General features: G+C 42.5%; 18 protein-coding genes. 8 read left to right on the top strand and 10 right to left on the bottom strand.

What is annotated here, in order from left to right; all coding sequences use genetic code 11:
• Positions 1-15: 15 nt before the first annotated feature.
• The gene (locus H0262_RS03435) at positions 16-2106 is read right to left on the bottom strand and encodes a DUF4105 domain-containing protein (RefSeq protein ID WP_259275388.1); all 2091 of its coding nucleotides are present in this window, start codon (positions 2104-2106) and stop codon (positions 16-18) included.
• 217 nt (positions 2107-2323) lie between these two features.
• Here H0262_RS03435 and ampD point away from each other — a divergent pair, with 217 nt between their 5' ends.
• The 4 genes from ampD (at position 2324) to H0262_RS03415 (ending at position 5943) form a co-directional block, all read left to right on the top strand.
• Positions 2324-2911 (top strand): 1,6-anhydro-N-acetylmuramyl-L-alanine amidase AmpD, encoded by a 588-nt coding sequence (ampD, locus tag H0262_RS03430; RefSeq protein ID WP_181209695.1) that lies wholly within the window; start codon positions 2324-2326, stop codon positions 2909-2911.
• 45 nt (positions 2912-2956) lie between these two features.
• Positions 2957-3475, top strand: coding sequence for a hypothetical protein (locus tag H0262_RS03425; RefSeq protein WP_020444199.1), 519 nt, complete (start codon positions 2957-2959; stop codon positions 3473-3475).
• Positions 3476-3655: 180 nt separating this feature from the next.
• The gene (gene murJ, locus H0262_RS03420; RefSeq protein ID WP_181209694.1) at positions 3656-5206 is read left to right on the top strand and encodes a murein biosynthesis integral membrane protein MurJ; all 1551 of its coding nucleotides are present in this window, start codon (positions 3656-3658) and stop codon (positions 5204-5206) included.
• A gap of 122 nt (positions 5207-5328) precedes the next feature.
• Positions 5329-5943: a hypothetical protein gene (locus H0262_RS03415; protein WP_181209693.1), complete on the top strand. Its 615-nt coding sequence runs from the start codon at positions 5329-5331 to the stop codon at positions 5941-5943.
• A gap of 39 nt (positions 5944-5982) precedes the next feature.
• On the opposite strand, the gene H0262_RS03410 is transcribed toward H0262_RS03415, so the two are convergent.
• Positions 5983-6618, bottom strand: coding sequence for a GNAT family N-acetyltransferase (locus tag H0262_RS03410; RefSeq protein WP_181209692.1), 636 nt, complete (start codon positions 6616-6618; stop codon positions 5983-5985).
• 255 nt (positions 6619-6873) lie between these two features.
• Here H0262_RS03410 and ribF point away from each other — a divergent pair, with 255 nt between their 5' ends.
• Positions 6874-7917, top strand: coding sequence for a bifunctional riboflavin kinase/FAD synthetase (gene ribF, locus H0262_RS03405; protein WP_181209691.1), 1044 nt, complete (start codon positions 6874-6876; stop codon positions 7915-7917).
• 114 nt (positions 7918-8031) lie between these two features.
• On the opposite strand, the gene H0262_RS03400 is transcribed toward ribF, so the two are convergent.
• The 4 genes from H0262_RS03400 to H0262_RS03385 all read right to left on the bottom strand — a co-directional run bounded on the left by H0262_RS03400 (position 8032) and on the right by H0262_RS03385 (position 13159).
• Positions 8032-8271: a DUF2789 domain-containing protein gene (locus H0262_RS03400; RefSeq protein WP_149409328.1), complete on the bottom strand. Its 240-nt coding sequence runs from the start codon at positions 8269-8271 to the stop codon at positions 8032-8034.
• A 293-nt stretch (positions 8272-8564) separates the two neighbouring features.
• A complete protein-coding gene (locus H0262_RS03395; protein WP_041753599.1) occupies positions 8565-9548 on the bottom strand; it encodes a malate dehydrogenase in 984 nt (327 codons plus the stop codon).
• 297 nt (positions 9549-9845) lie between these two features.
• Entirely contained in the window at positions 9846-10505 is a 660-nt protein-coding gene (locus H0262_RS03390) for a ribonuclease T2 (protein WP_133104726.1), read from the bottom strand.
• Positions 10506-10963: 458 nt separating this feature from the next.
• Positions 10964-13159: a lytic transglycosylase domain-containing protein gene (locus H0262_RS03385; protein ID WP_181209690.1), complete on the bottom strand. Its 2196-nt coding sequence runs from the start codon at positions 13157-13159 to the stop codon at positions 10964-10966.
• 475 nt (positions 13160-13634) lie between these two features.
• Between H0262_RS03385 and miaB the strand changes: the two genes are divergently transcribed.
• Positions 13635-15128, top strand: coding sequence for a tRNA (N6-isopentenyl adenosine(37)-C2)-methylthiotransferase MiaB (gene miaB, locus H0262_RS03380; protein WP_181209689.1), 1494 nt, complete (start codon positions 13635-13637; stop codon positions 15126-15128).
• 225 nt (positions 15129-15353) lie between these two features.
• On the opposite strand, the gene H0262_RS03375 is transcribed toward miaB, so the two are convergent.
• From H0262_RS03375 to H0262_RS03360, 4 genes are all read right to left on the bottom strand, one after another.
• Complete coding sequence (locus tag H0262_RS03375) at positions 15354-16103, bottom strand: LysE family translocator (protein WP_181209688.1); 750 nt, start codon at positions 16101-16103, stop codon at positions 15354-15356.
• 102 nt (positions 16104-16205) lie between these two features.
• Positions 16206-17456, bottom strand: a complete 1251-nt coding sequence (gene argE, locus H0262_RS03370; RefSeq protein ID WP_181209687.1) for an acetylornithine deacetylase — start codon at positions 17454-17456, stop codon at positions 16206-16208.
• A 34-nt stretch (positions 17457-17490) separates the two neighbouring features.
• Positions 17491-17988, bottom strand: coding sequence for a nucleoside deaminase (locus tag H0262_RS03365; RefSeq protein ID WP_020444211.1), 498 nt, complete (start codon positions 17986-17988; stop codon positions 17491-17493).
• Positions 17989-18084: 96 nt separating this feature from the next.
• Positions 18085-18750, bottom strand: a complete 666-nt coding sequence (locus H0262_RS03360) for a UPF0149 family protein (protein WP_181209686.1) — start codon at positions 18748-18750, stop codon at positions 18085-18087.
• A gap of 214 nt (positions 18751-18964) precedes the next feature.
• On the opposite strand from H0262_RS03360, the gene H0262_RS03355 reads away from it, so the two are divergent.
• The gene (locus H0262_RS03355; protein WP_011514369.1) at positions 18965-19408 is read left to right on the top strand and encodes a hypothetical protein; all 444 of its coding nucleotides are present in this window, start codon (positions 18965-18967) and stop codon (positions 19406-19408) included.
• 107 nt (positions 19409-19515) lie between these two features.
• Positions 19516-19974, top strand: a complete 459-nt coding sequence (locus H0262_RS03350; protein ID WP_181209685.1) for a cell division protein ZapA — start codon at positions 19516-19518, stop codon at positions 19972-19974.

Here is a 19974-nt window from a genome sequence, read left to right as displayed (position 1 = left end):
AAATACTGGTGGCTACTAAAAATAACGTCGATATGACAGCTGTACATCGTCATTGGCATCAATGCGATCTTGCCATTCATAATTGGCATTGATACGTAATGCTTGTTTTTTATCGATATCGTACTGTAAACCTAAGGTCGAGATAGGCTGCCAATAATGACCGCGCACATTAGAGTCATCGCTGCTGCCATGATACCAATATGGCAGTTGCAATTCAGCCTGTGCACGTAACTGATTGTTAATCTGATAACGACAACCAGCGTTCACGCCTGCGCCGACACGAAAGCCTTTATTGATACCACGCCCCGTTTGCGCAGTACCTGCCAAAAATGTATAGCAAAGCTGCGGCGGCATCTCGCCTGTCCCTGCGCTTGGCGTTCCAAACGCCCATGACCAACCAGTCTCATAGCCCAAGCTTCCAACTAAATGATCGGTACCGTCTTGCTGCGAGCCGTCGTTTACACGCGTGGCCTCTATACTCGCGCCCCAGGTTTTGCCCTTCTTAGCCGAATTGACAGGGTTAAAAGAACGCCCTTTAATCAAAGTCAAATTCTGTAACACCACACTTTTTGGCTGATTGGCTTTATCATTATCTGTGTCATACAAACGCACAGTCGCAGAAGCACCTTCTAAATCAAAGAACTGTGGAAAACCAGACGGATGATCAAGGGTATCGTGATAGCCTGCGCGCGCGCCAAGATCGATGTAATTATTATCGCCGCGCTGACCAATGCCAATACTGCCCATTTGCAGCGAATGTCGATTGAGAGGATTGGTATCTGAGACCACAATCTGGTGAGTGAGTAACGTCTGACCATCAGATGACATGCTCGAAACTGTATTGAGCTGTGCCGACTTAATCTCATTAATCGTCTGTTTGGGGTTGTTATGGTAGCCGAGCTGCTCACGCTCCTGTTTGACTTTGTTCAATTGTGCTTGGCGTAAGGTACTATCAGCCGGCGTATAATTGGTGCTAGCGAGAAAACCTTCTTTGTTCAGCAGCTGTACCACATCTGATGGAATAACGGCATAAGGCAGCTGACTTAATAAGTGCTGCTCTGGACGTACCACATCTATCAGGCGCAAAATCTCAGAGGCACAGTTGTCAGAGGTAAAGTAATAGGGCAATTTTAAATCTTTGGTTTCCCAAACATGCAATATGATTTGCTGTACTTCCTCTGGGGTCAAATCCAATTGATATGTCCACGCATCACGCTCATCGTCTTGCAGATATTTAGCAAGCTTTTCTGGATAAGGGTCAATCTCGATCAGATTGTTATAGCCGCCCGTCATAGATTTGATGGCGTACAATACAAAGTTATCTTTGGTATCGCCATCGACCGTATCATTTAGCGCATAAGCATGATGAATTTGGCTTGGATCAGCCACACTTGCTTTTGAATCGATACGCAACAAGGTATGAGCAAAAGCAGACAGAGGATTGTCTAAGTACTCTTGGGCAAACATAATAGACAGCTGCTCAGGGGCAAGCTTTTGCATCCAAGCCGTCAGCTCTGGACAAGTTACCTGCATGGCTGACTTCTCAATAGCCAAGGTATCGCTTAACCATTTTGCTCTTGCTGGAAAACGGCATAGCGCAGAGTTGCTATTACTAGCTTGGGCAGTATGATTAGTTTTAGAATTATTGGTTTTATTAGCCATTTCATCAGCAAAGGCAACAAGCATCGCATCCAGCTCAGCGCCTGAATCCTCACGCCCATTTGGGCTCAAAAAGAAGCGAGCGTCATCGACCACACTGATATTTTTATTTTTGCTAAACAAGCCTTTTTTCTCATCAGAGAAATATAATAAGCGGCGCCACGTCGTATCTTGGGCAAGATTTTTTTTCTTAGCCTGCTCACGCCATAGATTTAGCAGCTGATTTGCATCTGTTTCGGCTTTAGCATTGTTATTAGTATTGGTATTGGCATCGGTATTAAGTGCAAGCTCACCAGTCGTAACCAGTGATGCAGGCGTTGGTAAAAATGCCTGTGCTTGCGCAGTTAGCAGCAGTCCAGCTATCGCCAATGACAAACGTGCACGGCGGCTAAGCTGTATTGGCGTACCATCTAGCGCAATACGATTTGAAACTGAGTGTATAGACATAAGTAAAATCTCGCACTGTAAAGGTGATACGCTTATCACGTGATGGACGCTCATTAAAAATTTGAACATTTATGAGTAACAATAGACTTCTAGCAAAATATTATTGACGTCTCTCTTGTTTATACTGAAATGACGATATATTTGCTATTTATTTATACAAAATTTACGATAAAACGCATTCTTCTGCTGATTAATAACCACGATAAAAGAGAGCATTATGTCTATAGCATCATCAATGACTATCAACGAGGGTCAATTATCTGCCGCCACGTGGCTTGCATCGCCAAACACTAATAAAAGACCTGAACATATCAGCATTGATACAATTGTTATTCACAATATTAGCCTACCGCCTAACGAGTTTGGCGCGTGCGGTTCTAATGGCAACCACTACGTCAAAGCCTTGTTCACCAATCAATTAGACTGGGACGCCCATCCTTATTTTCAGACGATAAAAGGTGCTGAAGTTTCCGCACATTTATTTATCGAGCGTGACGGTACTATCACCCAGTTTGTGAATTTTAACGAGCGTGCATGGCATGCCGGCAGGTCGAGCTATCTTGGTCGAGCTGAGTGTAATGATTATAGCATTGGCATTGAGCTTGAAGGGTCAGATTTTGTGCCCTTTAGCGCGGCGCAGTATGAGTCATTGGCAAAAGCAATCGTCGCAATCTATGACGCGTATCCCAAAACTCGTCGGCATCTGACTGGTCATAGTGACATTGCACCCGGTCGCAAGACTGACCCCGGTGATTGTTTTGAATGGACAAGATTGCGTGAAATGGTAGCTGCGCTATCAAAGTAATCATTTCTTGATTTTAATAATGACTATTTATCGATTGGAAAAATTATGACTTGGATTGAAGTGGTTGATTCGGCAGTAAAAATAGGTTTGGGTGCATTGATAGCAGGCGTTATTGCTTTTCTATTATCCTCAACACAGCATCGTAATGAGCTTAAAAAAGCTAAAGTAGACCGCGAGTTTGAAATGTTAAAAGAAGTCGCAGAAAAAGTTGAGAATTTTAATACTATTGCTCTGAATTATTGGGCATTTGCCACTGATTGGCGGCGTAGACTGGTTCCAGATTCATCTCTTCCTAAATCTAACGGATTCCTAGATTCTCAAAATAAATTGTTCGATAGCTTTAGTGAGCTAACGAAAGCAGAATCTTTATTACTACTATTTGGCTATGGTAGTGCTCAAATTAAGCTTAGAGAATATGGCGAAACAGTTATAGCTCTTAAAAAGAGAGTCGAGTCTGTAGATATACCTTTCGACCATAATGATACAGCCAATTATAGAAAATCTATGATTGATAAACGTTCTGAGCTATTTAGACTCCTAAATGAAATCTATAAAACTATTTAATCCTCAATTTACTTTTCGCAATAAAAAATAGCCGCACATCTTATCAACGTTTTTTAACACTTGATATTCCATATTCAATGCATTTACCTAGGTTATGAAAGTGCTATAATCTGACAGTTTTTTTGACTCTCGTAAATCAGCAAGCAACCATCACTAAACAAATTGGCATAATAGGTTCTCATGGCAAAAAGTCGGTTATTTCGTTCAACCATGGTAGTCAGCAGTATGACCATGCTATCTCGTATTTTAGGTCTGGTACGCGATATCGTATTACTAGGTGTCTTTGGCGCTGGCGGTCTGATGGACGCTTTCTTGGTCGCCTTTAAGATACCGAACTTTCTGCGACGCCTGTTTGCTGAAGGCGCATTTAGTCAGGCCTTTGTACCTGTTTTATCTGAATATAAAGAAAAATATAGTCTACGAGAAGTACAGATATTAGTCAGTCGCACGTCAGGCGCGCTGATGTTAATTTTATCGATGCTGACCGTAGTGGTTATTTTAATGGCACCGTGGGTCGTGACTTTATTTGCGCCCGGTTTTGCTGATCAACCTGATAAGTTTGCGATTACCGCTGAGCTGTTGCGCCTAACCTTCCCTTACTTATTATTTATCTCCATGACCGCTTTTGCCAGTGGCATTTTACAAAGTTACGGACGTTTTGCGGCACCAGCCTTTGCACCTGTATTACTCAATCTGTGTATGATTGGTGGCGCGCTGGTTTTTGCACCTATGTTTGAGACGCCCATTATGGCGCTCGGTTATGCGGTCGCTATCGCCGGTTTATTACAGCTCCTACTGCAATTGCCGCAGTTATCCCAGCAAAAACTACTGGTGATGCCCAAAATCGACTTCCAGCATGAAGGCGTCAGACGCATATTAAAGCTGATGCTACCTGCTATCTTTGGGGTATCGGTTACTCAAATTAATCTGCTATTAAATACTATCTTTGCCTCTTTGATGATTGGCGGCTCAGTCTCGTGGTTATATGCCGCTGAGCGTATGAGCGAGTTACCCCTTGGTTTAATTGGTGTGGCAATTGGTACAGTCATTTTACCAAGCCTATCAAAAAGTGAAGCCCAAAAAGACGATGTCAGTTTTAAAAAGACTATCGATTGGGCAGCTCGCTTAATTATCTTAGTCGGTGTACCTGCATCGGCAGCACTGTTTATTCTGTCTGACGTGCTCATGCAAGCGCTATTTTTACGTGGCGAATTTACTTTACGTGATGCGCAAATGAGTTCGCTTGCGCTAAAAAGCATGGCGGGTGGCATCTTAGGCTTTATGTTGATTAAAGTCTTTGCCCCTGCTTTCTTCGCTCGTCAAGATATCCGCACGCCCGTCAGAATCGGTATTATTTCCGTTTTTGCTAATATGATTTTTAGTGTTATCTTCATTGGGGTATTTTATTTCCTTGAGATTCCATTGCATGGCGGTCTGGCACTTGCGACAACTGGCGCATCATTTGTGAATGCAGGCTTACTGTATTACTTCTTGCATAAGCGTGATATTTTCCGTTTTGGTAGTCACTGGAAAAAACTGTTTGCGCAGTTTGCAATCTCTACCAGTGCTATGATCGCTGTGCTTTATGTCATGCTACCGTACTTTCCAACCGACAAGGCACAGTGGCAACGTTTGGTTGCGTTGCTGATTATGTGTGTGGTCGGTGCGCTGGTTTACGGCGGAGTATTATTAGCAACAGGCTTCCGTCCTCGCCAGCTCAAACATGGTTAAAAGGGTGTGATAAATTATTGGTTTACCAAACCAAAACAAGCTCAATATGAGAATTGACAGTGCATACTGCTGATAGTTGCCATAATAGCTTATTGTTAAATTACTCAATATTAAGGTTTTATATGACTACTCAGCAGCTTGCAGCTCAACGCTTACCTATGATTTTTGCGACTGGTCTACTCAGTGCTGGACTATTGATAAGCGGTTGTAGCGACAATAACAAGGTAGAGACCCAGCCAGCAGACGAGACAACAGACGGCTCATCTGCCATAAATACTGTTAACAGCATGGATGATGTCGATAGTACTCCTGATGTTAATAAGACTGATAGCATAGCTAACAGTGATACGGCTAAGACAGATAACGACATCGTCAGTCAAGATATCAGCCCTATCGCAGCGGCTGTAAAAGAGCCAAGTATACTAACCAATCGAACCGAAGCAGGTACACCAGAAAATACGGTGAAACTAGCGCTTGATACCTTATATTATGGCGACGTTAAGAAAGCGGCGTCATACTATAAAGTCGATATGGAGAATTTCGCTGAAGAGTTAAAAAACACCCAGTTTGCCTTTAAGCAGACGGTTGAAGCGGTCACTATTATTGATACCAAGTACAATAGCGATAAAACAAAAGCCACGGTCACAGGTGAGCTAAGATTAAAAGGTCAAAGTGAGCCTGCGCCTTTGGCTTATGAGCTGCAAAAAATCAATGGTGAATGGAAAATATTGGGGTAAAAAATGCTTGTTTAAAGCAGGAATGTCACCATAGTTATCTTAAATATCATTGTCATTATCTAGCACCCGTTTACCCAGCATCACCACATCAGCGATAAATCCATCCATATCACAGACTTGTGGCATCAACCCCCATTGCTCAAAGCCAAGCTTACGAAATAACCCCAAGCTTGGCTGGTTATGGGCAAAAATAAGCGCTGCAACATTACGAATACCGAGGCTTGGCGCTTGCTGCAACATCCAGCGAAGCAATAAACTGCCTAGACCTCGACTATGATAGTTGTTGTGAATATAAATGCTGATCTCGCTACTAATATGATAAGCCGGACGCGCATACAAATCACTAAAGCTGCCCCATGCGACAATTGACGGGCGTTTTTTATGCATATCGTCTTCCACAGCTACATCTATCATTCTAACGATATAGATAGGTCGTGTTGCACTCTCGATATGTTCTACAAACCAAGCTGCCCGCTCTTCATAAGTCACTGGTTCTAGATTGGCTGTTGCCTGCTTACCAGCAATACTTTGATTATAAATGGCTAAAACTTCAGATAAATCATCTGCAGTCGCATACTGCACCATAAATGTATCGCCAAACTTATTCGTCAATATAGGCAAATTAGTTCGATCAAAAATAGGTTTAGAATGTGGGTTAGCTGTTATTGCAGACATAGCACCTCCGTAATGGGTTATTCATCGTTAATAGTTTGATCATCCTATAAAGCGATCTCTAGGTAGTCAAACAAGCTTCAGTCAGTAAAATAACTATGATATAAAACGGACAATATCGTTCTGCCATTATCAGCAGACTATAGGATGTTAGTCTGGCTATTTTACTTTATAATGGCTGATTTTAAACACATCGACTTTATATCCAAATGTGTTTTTCATTTTTTATCTGGTTTCATCTATCATAGCTGAACATTTATGAATACCTATTTTCTTGAGCAACTGCTGGCGTCTTCAGACGCTTCGCCTACCAATACCAACCCAGTAGCTTTAGCGCCCTGTGTGCTCACTATTGGCAATTTTGATGGCGTGCATTTGGGACATCAAGCGATGCTTACTCAAGTGCGCGAACTTGCAAAGGCGCGTAATCTTGGCTCTGCCGTGATGATATTTGAGCCACAGCCAAGAGAGTTCTTTGCCCCTGCTGCTGCCCCAGCCCGTTTAACCAATCTTGCTGAAAAGCAAGCGTTGCTAGCAGAATATGGCGTTGAAACCTTGATTGTGGCAGGCTTCGACAACGAATTTCGCTCATTATCAGCGCAGGCATTTGCAGATATTTTAGCACAGCGTTTAAATGTACAAGCCTTGGTATTGGGTGATGATTTTAAATTTGGGCATGATCGTACTGGTGACAGTCAGTTTTTACGCGATTATGGTTTGCATGTGACCAATCTAGATACGATTACTGACGATAATCATAAAGCAGCACGCATCAGCTCCACTCGTATTCGGGATCTCTTATTGGCAGGTGATATCAATGCGGCTAATGCATTACTTGGTCGAGATTACGCTATTACTGGCACGGTCGTTGGTGGTGATAAAATTGGTCGCACCATGGACTTCCCGACCGCTAATATTGACCTAAAACGTATCAAGCCTGCCTTACATGGTATTTTTGCGGTCGATGTGGTTAGCCTAGATAATGATGGCAATGTTATACCAAGCGATTTAGTCAAACGTGCAGATGAGGGTCATAAAGGCATAGCAGGTTTGCAGGCACACAGTTTGTTTGGTACTGCTAATATCGGCACTAGACCTTCCGTCGACAAAACCCATGATTGGCGTTTGGAAGTACACTTTCCACAACTACAAGCCGACTTATATGGTTTAACCTTGCAGGTGCGTTTTTTGCATTATTTGCATGGAGAACGTCATTACGAAAGTTTAGATGCGCTAAAAGAAGGTATTCATCATGATGTACAAGAATTGATTGAATGGCGAGACAAGCAAACGGGTGGTTAAGTAGTGACCCTTTTAAGCAAATCATTGATAAATAAAAACCCACAACCTTTAAAGTTGTGGGTTTTTTAATGACTGGTTTATTATCAGGCTATTTTTTATTGCCTAGCTGATAACTTACGCCTGTGGGTGCAAACGGACATTCAATTCATCAATCACTTCTACCCACGCTGCATCTTTTTCCCATTCTTCTTGTAGGAACATACGTTGATTGTCATTCCAGATACTGGCTTCTGTCAATTTTTCTTCTTTTGCTAATTGATTGTTTTCAATAAAATGATCAATCGCCTCATCAGAGCTATCAAGACCCAACTGAGCGAATAACTCACTCATATTATATTCAGGTTCGCCTAACATACATTTTCTCCTTAAATGGCAAAATTTACTTATGCTTATTATTTAAATGAACCTGATTATTGTAGCAAGCTTTATAGTAATAGCTGTTAATCAACGTTTATCTAACGTTATCAATTGTATTAACCTTTAAGCATTATGCGGAAATAGGCATCATAGGTAGGCTATTTATCGATGAAATATAAATAACGCTGACAGCACGCTAAAATTCAAACAAAAAAAGCCCTCATGATAAATGAGGGCCTTTTACTTAGTGCTGAATATAAACAGCCCTAATATGACAATAGCCTAAAAGCTTACGGTAATAAGTGTGCTACTGCATCACGCTCTTCGCTCAGCTCTTGCTCAGTGGCTGCCATTTTCTCTTTTGAGAAATCTGATGAGACATCAACGCCATCTACGATAGACCAATCGCCGTTAGCACAAGTTACTGGGAATGAGTAAATCAAACCTTTGGCAATACCGTACTCGCCGTTTGAATAGACACCCATAGATACCCAATCATTCTCATCAGTACCCATTACCCACGTACGTACGTGTGCGATAGCCGCGTTGGCAGCAGAAGCAGCAGATGATGCACCGCGTGCTTTGATGATTGCAGCGCCACGTTGTTGTACTTCTGGGATATAAGTACCTTCATACCATGCGCGATCAACCAAGTCTAACGCCGGTTTGCCATTTACAGTGCTCGCCGTCAAATCAGGATACTGAGTTGATGAATGGTTACCCCAGATGATCATTTTCTTCACGTCATTAACCGTACTGTCAGTCTTACCAGCTAACTGTGCCATTGCACGGTTATGATCTAGGCGAGTCATGGCAGTGAAGTTACGTGGATCTAAATCCGGTGCGTTACGCTGAGCGATGACAGCGTTGGTGTTAGCAGGATTACCTACTACTAATACTTTAACATCACGGCTTGCAACATCATTCAATGCTTTACCTTGCGCTGAGAAAATCGCAGCATTGGCTTCTAGCAAATCCTTACGTTCCATACCAGGACCACGAGGGCGTGAGCCTACGAGTAACGCATAATCGACATCTTTAAAAGCCACGGTCGCATCATCAGTTTGGACGACACCAGCCAATAATGGGAATGCACAGTCTTCTAATTCCATGACCACACCCTTTAGGGCGTCGAGTGCTGGAGCGATTTCAAGTAATTGCAGAATCACTGGCTGATCTTTGCCTAGCATCTCGCCAGAAGCAATACGAAATAACATAGCATAGCTGATATTACCAGCGGCACCAGTCACGGCAACGCGTACAGGCTGTTTCATTGACATTGAATACTCCCTAATTATTGATTAGATATTCACGATTCTAATTGGTGATTATCGATTTAGATAGCGATTTACTCGCTGAATGCTTACTCGATTAATATAGTAGTCATAAACCGAGAGCTAGTGTAGCACTTCAGTCTATTAAGCGTCTAGATAAAGCAAGAAACCTATCCCTAACTATATTGTTACATTTTATACGATGATATATTGGCAATTTATATAGCAGGATAGAAATAGGTTAAGCGTAAGATGTGCGATGTAAAAGAAGAGATAATAAAACCAGATAAAGACGGATTATTTACCGCCTGAAATAACGAATTTACTGCCACAATTGTCCACGACATTATGACAGTTGCCAAATTCACTGCCTTCATAACAGACATGTACATCCGTCAATATCATTTGACGTTGCGTACCTGACTGACAAATCAGATCGACACTAGCAGGAGTCATACCACTATTTAAGCTGGTCATTTGACCGATAAAACGAGATTTTAATACCGTATAACTATTGCCCGTGTTTAGCTCATTTGGCAGCTTGAGAGCGCCCGCATAGTTAGTGATTTGGCGGAAGTAATTACTGGAGCTTAATGGACTACAAGCGCCATAACGTTGCCACGCTTGGGTACGCACTGTGGTATCAGGCATAATACGGTTGACGACTTTTAACTGTAGCGGTGTAATACGCGGCTCACTACCACGTCCGCAGCGTTCTCCATAACCCATGTCTAAACCTGACACAGTCAAGGAATAGCCTTCTAGACACTGACGCATACGCGAACGCGTTGGTTGCAAGTTACATAATGCTGGTGTCATCTCAATCATCAGCACGCGATGACCACTTTTACTCGCGTTAGCCGCTTGGGCAGACATAGCCATTGTCCCTTGCAACAGTAGCAAAGTGGCGATACTAAAAGCTGTCCAACCGCTATAGTTATACTGTTTACTTGTCATATTGTCACTTACGTACTCTGATATCACTGTTTTTTGGCATCAAGCCCAGTTTGGTTTAAAGAGTTCACCGATGCCTAGCGTGCAACGATATAGGCGGATTGAGGCGTTTTTTATTATATAAAGGTAAAGTATTGAGTAATGATAAGGATCAGCTTTTGCAAAATAGCTTCTAGATTCGGGTAGTATTATTCAAATTGGCTAATTAAGCTCCAAGCATCGATTGAGTACCTCAAAAACACCTTGTGAAAAAATCACTCATAATGACAGCAATGGTAGCAAAAACTCTCTTTTAATCTATAGCAAAAACGTAAACATGCATGATAGATGAATCATCTATGTTGACCATTGTCATTATTGAAAAAATTTGGTCGTCAAAATACGATTGCTAAGCTAACAAATTGCAGCTGTAAAAAAACCATTAACCTTTTATCGTTAATGGTTTTTTGCTATTACTCAAATTAAAATGCGGCAGGTACGGTACCCATACGCTGAGTGATTGGCTGACCATTACCTAATAAGCTGCTATAGATGGTGGCATTTTCCATCACGTGTTTGACATAATTCCGTGTTTCAGGAAAAGCAATAGACTCAACGTACTGATCCGCTGCCAGTGAGCCATAGGTTGGCTGCCAACGCTTGGCATTGTTTGGACCAGCATTGTAGCCCGCCGTTGCCAATACAGGCTGACTGTTTAGCTTCCCAAAGATATCACCCATATACCATGTACCATAACGGATATTGGTATCACCGCTATTGGCACGACTTGCGCTATATGTCTCGCCCAAATTACGAGCAATATATTTTGCAGTATCCGGCATGACTTGCATCAGTCCACTTGCCCCGACATTTGAGCGCGCAGAGGCTACAAATCGGCTCTCTTGACGCATGATGCCATATGCCCAAGCGGGATCGATACCAGCTGACTGACTATAGCGTACTACAGCATCTTGGTGCGGCATCGGATGCGATATCGAAACGCTATTGACGTTGTCAGTATTGTCAATGGCATATATCGCACGGTCTAGCCAGCCCATATCATAGGCTTGACGCGCTGCTGCAATGATTAATTTTTCATCACGGTTATCACGTGCTTTTTTGACCGCCCAGTTCCACTCACGATTGGCATAAGCTCGGCTGGCATCAGCGTTATATAACGCAAATGCACGGGCAAAATGTGGATTTTGCATGACGCGCGCACGATCCGCGCTACTGACATTAGGTAAATTACTACCACCCAAACGGCTGGCATCAAAACGTTGACCAACTTTTTCCTTTGCCATCAAACCATAATATTCGTTACTCTTAGCGAGATTTTGATACATTTTCTTAGCAGTATTGCGCTTGCTGCCATCATTTGACTGCTCATAAGCGCGTGCCAACCAATACTGCCATTGATTGGCTTTTTGGGTTTCGGCATCCATTCTTGAGATGGCTTCGACCACATCATCCCAGCGACTAAAACGAATCGCTGCCATGGCATAATATTCTGCTTCTTCAAAACTAAAGTCATTGTCTAAGCTGTTACGGAACCAGTCGACGGCTTCAACGTTAAAACCATCATCGGTATTGTGATTCATGCGTTGCACACCAAGAGTACGATAAGCTGCGCGGCGAGTATCATCGGTTAACAGTTTGGCTGAACGCTGATTGTCTTGCTTTATATCAAACTCTAACTGCAACGCCGCCTCACGATAAGACTTTTCGGCAACACGTCCCATCGCATAAAGGTACAAATATTGATTGGTTTGGCTGGCAGGTTCGCGGGCGAAACGACTAAAGAACGATGATGGATTAAGCTGGATGTCACTCAGTGATGCATAAGGAATGGGCATACCTAAGCGCGAAGATAACGCCATGATATCACCGGTTTTGCCTTTACGCAGCATACGTTTGAGGCGAGAAACTCTCTCTGGATTGCTAATTAAGGCGTTATTATTCATCTCAAGCGCTAGCTGATCACATAGAGCTGGCTGTTTTTTGGTGGTCAACCAGACATCAGACTTCGCTGCCATAGCACGCATGGTATCGCCGCCATTATTAAACCCAAGCGCAACGGCACACTTCTCACTGTCATCAGCATTGGTGATCAGATTTGCCACTTGGCGCACGGCAGCATAATCATTTGAACCCGCTTTGGTTTCAGCAAAATCAGCGGCCAGTTTTTCTGCCATGACCGTATCTGGATATTGGCGCACAAACTGCGACACTGCCGCAGGGCTTTGCGAATTCAAATCTACATTCATCCGCCAGTAAGTGGGATACATGGCAAATAAGCCACCGCTCATAGCTTGCTCATAATCATAAAGCGCATTGACATCGCCGCGCTCTGCCGCAATGGCTGCTGCGGTGAATGAACCCACGCCATTATCTGGTTGATAAGCACTGTTTTGTTGAGAAGTGTTTTGTTGAGAAGTGTTTTGTTGATAGCCATCAGGCTGATAGCGCTCTACTTGATATTTGCCTTGTTGCTCAGAACTGCCGCTCTCACCCCATGTCAATTCTGCACAGGCTACTTGCGAAAAGCCCAAAGCACCGACTGCCGCTGCCAAGCTCAGCGCACTTTTTTTAAGCGTCATTTTTTTAGAACTCTTATGCGTATCATTTTGATATATATTTTTATCAATCATATCAGGAGCAACCTGCGGCTTTTTCATACTGACTCTCTTTTATAGTGGGTCTTATATAATGGGTCTTAGATAATATTTTAAAAAGGCTTTTAAAAAAGTGACTCTAATCAAATGATTCTAAAATACAGGTTTAAAAAATACATTCCTAAATCGATATTTTAGACAGATAGAAATCAGGATTTATTCAATGACGCTAATAGGATGACATTCATCATACTATACTCGTTGCACTTTCAACTATAAGCTTTACTTTTCATTAATAAATTGGATAGCACCGCGTAACACGAAGGTGGTATTGCGTACAAATCGGCATCAATCATTATGTATCTTAGTTATAACCAAATAATCATCGATAAGCAATTGATACTATTATAAATAATCCAATCTACTTATAATAATGAGCAGACGCTAACTTTTCACATTAGCGCGGGGTTGTGATAAAATACGTCACCTGTTAATCGGCTAGCCCGCTATATTTTTGGTCAATCATGGACTTATCCTTATGAGTGTTACTGTATTCAATCCCCGCATCGATGACGCTGCTGCCTCTGACATTACCGCTGTCACGCCTGTGATCACCGCACTCAATGAACTAAGTTCAGCACAAGCTCCTGTCGAAAAAGCAGCTACCAAAAAGGTGTTTGTCACCACCCAAGGCTGTCAGATGAATGTCTATGACTCGGGCAAAATGCTTGATGTGCTTGGTGACTCACATGGCATGGAAGTGACGCATAATATCGACGAAGCCGATGTACTGCTGATGAATACTTGCTCCATTCGCGAAAAAGCCCAAGAAAAAGTCTTTTCAGAATTGGGTCGCTGGCGCAAATTGAAAGAAAAACGCCCTGATCTTGTTATTGGTGTTGGTGGTTGTGTGGCTTCGCAAGAAGGCGATAACATTCAAAAGCGCGCGCCTTATGTCGATATGGTATTCGGTCCGCAAACGTTGCACCGTTTGCCAGAGCTGTATGACCAATCGCACGAGCAACGTGAGATTGCGCCTAAGAACCGTATTGGTACGGTGGATGTATCTTTTCCAAGTATCGAAAAGTTTGATTTTTTACCAGAACCAAGAGTAGAAGGATTTAAAGCCTTTGTATCAATAATGGAAGGCTGCTCTAAGTATTGCTCATTCTGCGTCGTGCCTTATACACGTGGTGAAGAATTGTCACGTCCACTGGACGATGTATTGGCTGAAATTGACAGCTTAGCGGCACAAGGTGTACGTGAAATCAATCTACTCGGTCAAAACGTTAATGGCTATCGCGGCGAAAAAGACGATGGCAGTATTTGTCGTTTCGCAGAGCTCCTGCACTATGTGTCACACGTCGATGGTGTTGAGCGTATTCGCTATACAACCAGCCATCCACTAGAGTTCACTGATGATATCATTGACGCCTATGCGCAACTGCCAGAGCTAGTATCACACTTGCATCTGCCTGTACAAAGCGGCTCAAATGCTATCTTGGCGGCAATGAAGCGTAACCATACTATTGATGTTTATATCAATCAGATTAATAAGCTCAAAGCCATACGTCCTGATATTCACTTATCTAGCGACTTTATCATTGGCTTCCCAGGTGAAACAGAGCAAGACTTCCAAGATACTTTAAATCTAGCCAAAGAGTTAAACTTCGATCACTCTTATAGCTTTATCTATTCTAAGCGTCCAGGTACGCCAGCAGCAGAACTACCGGACGATGTGAGCTTCAAAACTAAGAAAGAGCGCTTGGCAGAATTCCAAAAAGTTATTATCGACTCAACGCTTGCTAAAACTCATGAGATGGTCGGCACCACGACTCGCGTCTTGGTCGAGCAAGTCGCCAATCGTCATCCTGATTGTCTAATTGGTACAGCAGACAATACCCGTACCGTAATGTTCCCTTATGCGATAGATAAAATGGATGAGATGTTGGGTAAAATTGTGACCGTACGCATTACTGATTTTGTGAGTCCACACATGGTAAAAGGCGAGATTGAAGCAGTTTTAGCTTAATCATTGTTTCAAATAAAATATCGAAAAAGCCGTTCACTATTCAATAGTAAACGGCTTTTTTATGACTATAGTCAAGCCACTATAAATCAAACACAGTGCTACTGGTATAAGTTTTGCGCTGCCTCTGTCTGCGCAGGCATAGCAAGCAAGAAAAATTTATACCAGTAGCGCGTTATAATATTTGTACTTATTTTATTTAGGACTGACTATAACTAATAGCGACTTTTAAATCATAAAACTATTGAACACATCAGCCAATAAAGCGGCAGCAATTAATATAAATATAATGCCGCAACCACGATTGAGCCAAGCTAAACGCTTACCAACATCTAACCACCCTGCCAGCTTTTTACCGCCTAATGTATATATTATCTGCCAAATCGTCTCACTGAGAAACAGTCCTAAGGTAAGCACAATATATTGCGGCCATAGTGGCGCACCAAAATTAATGAATTTAGGAAAGAAGGCTGCAAAAAATAAAATTGCTTTTGGGTTAGAAAGTGAGACCCACATCCCTGTGCGAAATAGCATAGCATTACTAGGTGCCATCTTGACCGCAGCACTAGAGAGCGAGCGCGGCTTGAGTGTCTCAGATTTATGAATGCTATCAGGGCGATTTGAGCTTGTTGTTAACTCTGCGCTAATTTCTTCGCTCATGGCATTGGCGTCATCCATTAAGCTACTATTGCTGCCACTATCACGCCATGAAGCAACACCTAAATAAATAAGGTAAATGGCACCGACTGTCTTAATGACCGTCAATAACCATGGCGACTGACGGCTAATGACATCCAAGCCTAGTAGCGTCGAGAGCAACAGGATAAAGAGCCCAAGGCTGAGACCTGCCAGCGTCCATAATGTCCGCTTGACCCCGTAATTAATCCCATACTGAAATGCCAGTAGCATATTCGGGCCCGGTGTCGCTGAGATAAAAAACGTACTTGCAAAAAATACCGCAAACAGATGCCAAGACATCAACCAACCCCTACTGTTTTATTTTAAACTGACTAAACGAAAAAATAAACACCGCCATAAAGACGGTGTTTATTATACCAACCACGACCTAAACCTTGCGGTTTATTTATCCATAGTACAACTTTCTAATAGACGCTGTAAGAAGCTATCACAGCGCTCAATCTCATTTAACTTAACATATTCATCGGCTTTATGCGCCTGCTCAATACTGCCGGGACCACAGATAATCGTTGGGATACCGCTATTAGTAAACTGTCCGCCTTCGGTAGCGTAAGCAACTTTATGGCGTTGAGTGTCACCTGTCAGTGCCGCTATCAACGCTTGTAGCTCGGCACTGTCATTATCTGTCATTGCCGGTACGCTTTCTTCTTGCATAAGCTCAATGCCGGTATCGGCAGCGCGCATTTGCATCTGTGCACTTAGTTCTGCGACTTTTGCTTGGATCGGTAGCAGAATGTCGTCCTGTGTCATGTGTGGCAGGTTGCGATAATCAAAGGTGAACTCACACAGATTGGGCACAATATTGGTCGCTGTACCACCTTGTATGGTGCCCACAGACAATGTCGAATAAGGGACATCGAACAGTGCATCATTATCGTCACGATGGCTTATTTCTTCTGCCAAGGTATCAACATAGCCAATCAAACGACTGGCATAACTGATGGCGTTCACACCTGTTGCTGTCAATGATGAGTGCGCAGATTTACCGTGGACGCGGCAGCGATAAACAGCAATACCTTTATGCGCCACGACCATCGCCATATTGGTGGGCTCACCGACGATACAATAATCAGGAGTGATACCGCGAGCTTTTAAGTCTGCCAAAATTAATGGCGCACCTAGACAGCCAACCTCTTCATCAAATGACAATGCCAAATGAAGAGGACGACTCAGCTGACCACTATTCGATAACTCCACCGCTTTTGGTAATAAAGTTAGCGCACACGCAATAAAGCCTTTCATATCGCAAGCACCGCGTCCATATAGCTTGTCACCACGAATCGTCGCAATAAACGGCTCTGATGTCCATGCTTGACCATCAACTGGTACAACATCAGTATGCCCTGATAGCACCAAACCATGATTGATGATATCAGCACTGTTATTAGCATTGCCACCTGCTGCTACGGTGACAAATAAATTCGCTTTATTTTTGGCATCATTAAAGGTCAAATCTACGCTTAAGCCTAATTGCTCACAATAGCGTTGTACGTATTCAATCAATGCCAAATTTGAATGGCGACTGACCGTATCAAAAGCAATCAGCCTTGTAAGCCAGTCAATGCTATTCGATGGATAATCAGTCTCCATTACAGCGTGAGATAAGCCATCAGTACGAGTTGATACAGTCATAAAAAATCCTTAATACGATAAAGATAAAAAGAGCTTAGCGTCTTTGAAATGCACGTTGTTGCAGCATTTTTACTTCTGCATCTAATCCAGCAATCGGACCTTCAACTGGCACATTTGGTGCTACCTCTTGAATACTTAATGAATTGATTGGTGATGAAGATTTTACACCCATCTCCTGCATCCATTCATCCAACTGTTTTGAGGAGCTAACATAAACAATGCGACCCAGCCCTGACCACGCATGAGCGGCGGAGCACATAGCACAATGCTCACCGGAAGTATAAACCACTGCTTGCGCACGCGCTTCAGCCGTCATATGCTTTGCTGCCCATTGGGCAACAGCAATCTCAGGGTGATAAGTAGCATCGACGCTATTGGCGCGGTTACGGTCTTCGTGCAACACTTGACCATCACCAGCGACCAACACACTCCCAAATGGCTCATCACCTGCCTCTAAGGCTTCGGTAGCAAGCTCAATAGAGCGGCGCAAATGAATCATATCATCTGCTTTATCATCATTCCCAGTTATCATCTCAATCTCCCTTTTATTACCTTATAGCAAATTACAGTCCTTTATTAGGCTTTATATTACTCCATATCTTACCAAACCCTTTATGACGGATCTGACTTACGATGGATGATTCTGATTCATCACATCAATGACAGGTGGCATCGGTTTTGGCCTAGTATTAGAAGCCTTACCTTCTGATTGTAACTCTTTAGTGGTTTTGGCATCGATAGCCAGTCCCGCAATTAGCGCAATGTCTTTCACAGGCTTACGCTGACGAGTGGCAAAGCTCACTGGTACCATACGGGCAAATTCATAAATGTACAAATAAGACTCTTCGCCGCCTTCAAAATCTTCATCATCTTCTAAACGAATGCCACCAATTTTTGCCAAATCAGTAAGCATCTCGTTTTCTTCACTGCTCAGACGACAATCAGTGATACCAAAGCCGGTCATAAAACCATTTGCCCACTGTTTCAATGCCATTACGCGCTCGTATAGGTCATGTTCATCATCTGGCACAAGCGGCGTATAGGAATAAGCATCGTCCTTGTCTTTTAGCTGAAATACGGTGTCTTCGGCTTCTTCAGTTAACAAGGTTAACGCTTCGTCAGGTAATGTTGCAAAACTCAGTTCTTCAAATACCTTGGCCCATACCTGTTCATCAGGCGCGTCACAAGCAGTCATCAGCCCCGTCATTAGACCATGTACCTCACTGATAGACACATCAGTCCAGTCGTCAAAAGCCTTTAGCCACGTATTCCAGCCAGAGATATTGTCATTCATAATAGATGTCCTAATAATTGATGGTTAATGATTGCTTGTAAAATAAAATCAGTACAATGTTATCGATGAGGCAGTGATTCATAAAAAATAAAGAGATCAAGCCCAATGCTGGTAATTACTTTGTTGGTATAGATATTATGCGGTCACCTATGGCATTATTAAACGCAGACAACAACATTCATTTACGCTTATTTGTTAAGGATAAAAACTGACTATGTATGACCAACTTAGAATATTAGAAAAAATGATACTCGACATCAAAAAACAGTATCAGCTTGTCAGTGCTGAACTTAGCAGTCTCAAGCAACAACCATTAACCGACCCAAAAGAGCTTAGCGCCCTAAAAACCAAGTTAGATAGCAGCTATACAGAACGCGATGGTGCCAAAAAACAATTTAATGATCTTGATAAACGCTACCAAAGCTTGGCTGAAGCGCACCATATGATCGGTGAAGAGCAAGATAAACTTCATAAGCAGATTGAGCTGCTAGCACAACAAAACCATGACCTAAAACAGCATAATAATGAATTAAAGCAGCAGTATAGCGATATCAAGCAGCAAAACAGTGACTTAAAAAAGAAGAATGAATTGGCAGCGGAGCGTACACAAGTAGTATTGCAACGCTTAACCCGTATTGATCAAACAGAAAGCCAGTAGTGTCTTATAGTCAAAAGTTATCACTATTTTCGTTAATGAAGCTCACAAACGCTCACGATGACAACATCCCTCTTCCCCTCTATTGACCAGACATTGTAGGATTTATCATGACCGACAACCATAACAAAATCACTGAAAAACAGAAAAACAGCTCAGTAAAGAATGCTCAAGTAGAAACCAACCAAGTAAAAAATAGTCAGGCACAGAAAACTGTATCAACTAATGCAAATACGCAAAGCAGCCCCGCTGCTAAAGTAAATAGCGCACCTGAGCCGCAAATCAAGAAAGTCGATATTGCGATTGCTGGCATTACTTATCCTATCTACTGCCCAGTACATGAACAAGAAGAGTTGCGTTCAGCAGTATCTTATATAAACGATTTTGCTTTAAATTTAAAAAGAGACGCACCAAGTCTTAGCCAAGAAAGCTTACTGGTATTATGCTGCCTAAATTTATATGAAAAAATCCAAACTCATGAAAGAGGTGAAGAAGATCGCGGTCAACAAGATAAGCAGTCTATGGCTTTGCTAAACAAAGTTATTCAAGATGCTCATTCTATTTTATAA

The organism is Psychrobacter sp. D2 (assembly GCF_013608135.1).
GTDB lineage: Bacteria > Pseudomonadota > Gammaproteobacteria > Pseudomonadales > Moraxellaceae > Psychrobacter > Psychrobacter cryohalolentis.
This window is presented reverse-complemented; position numbering and strand designations above follow the sequence as displayed.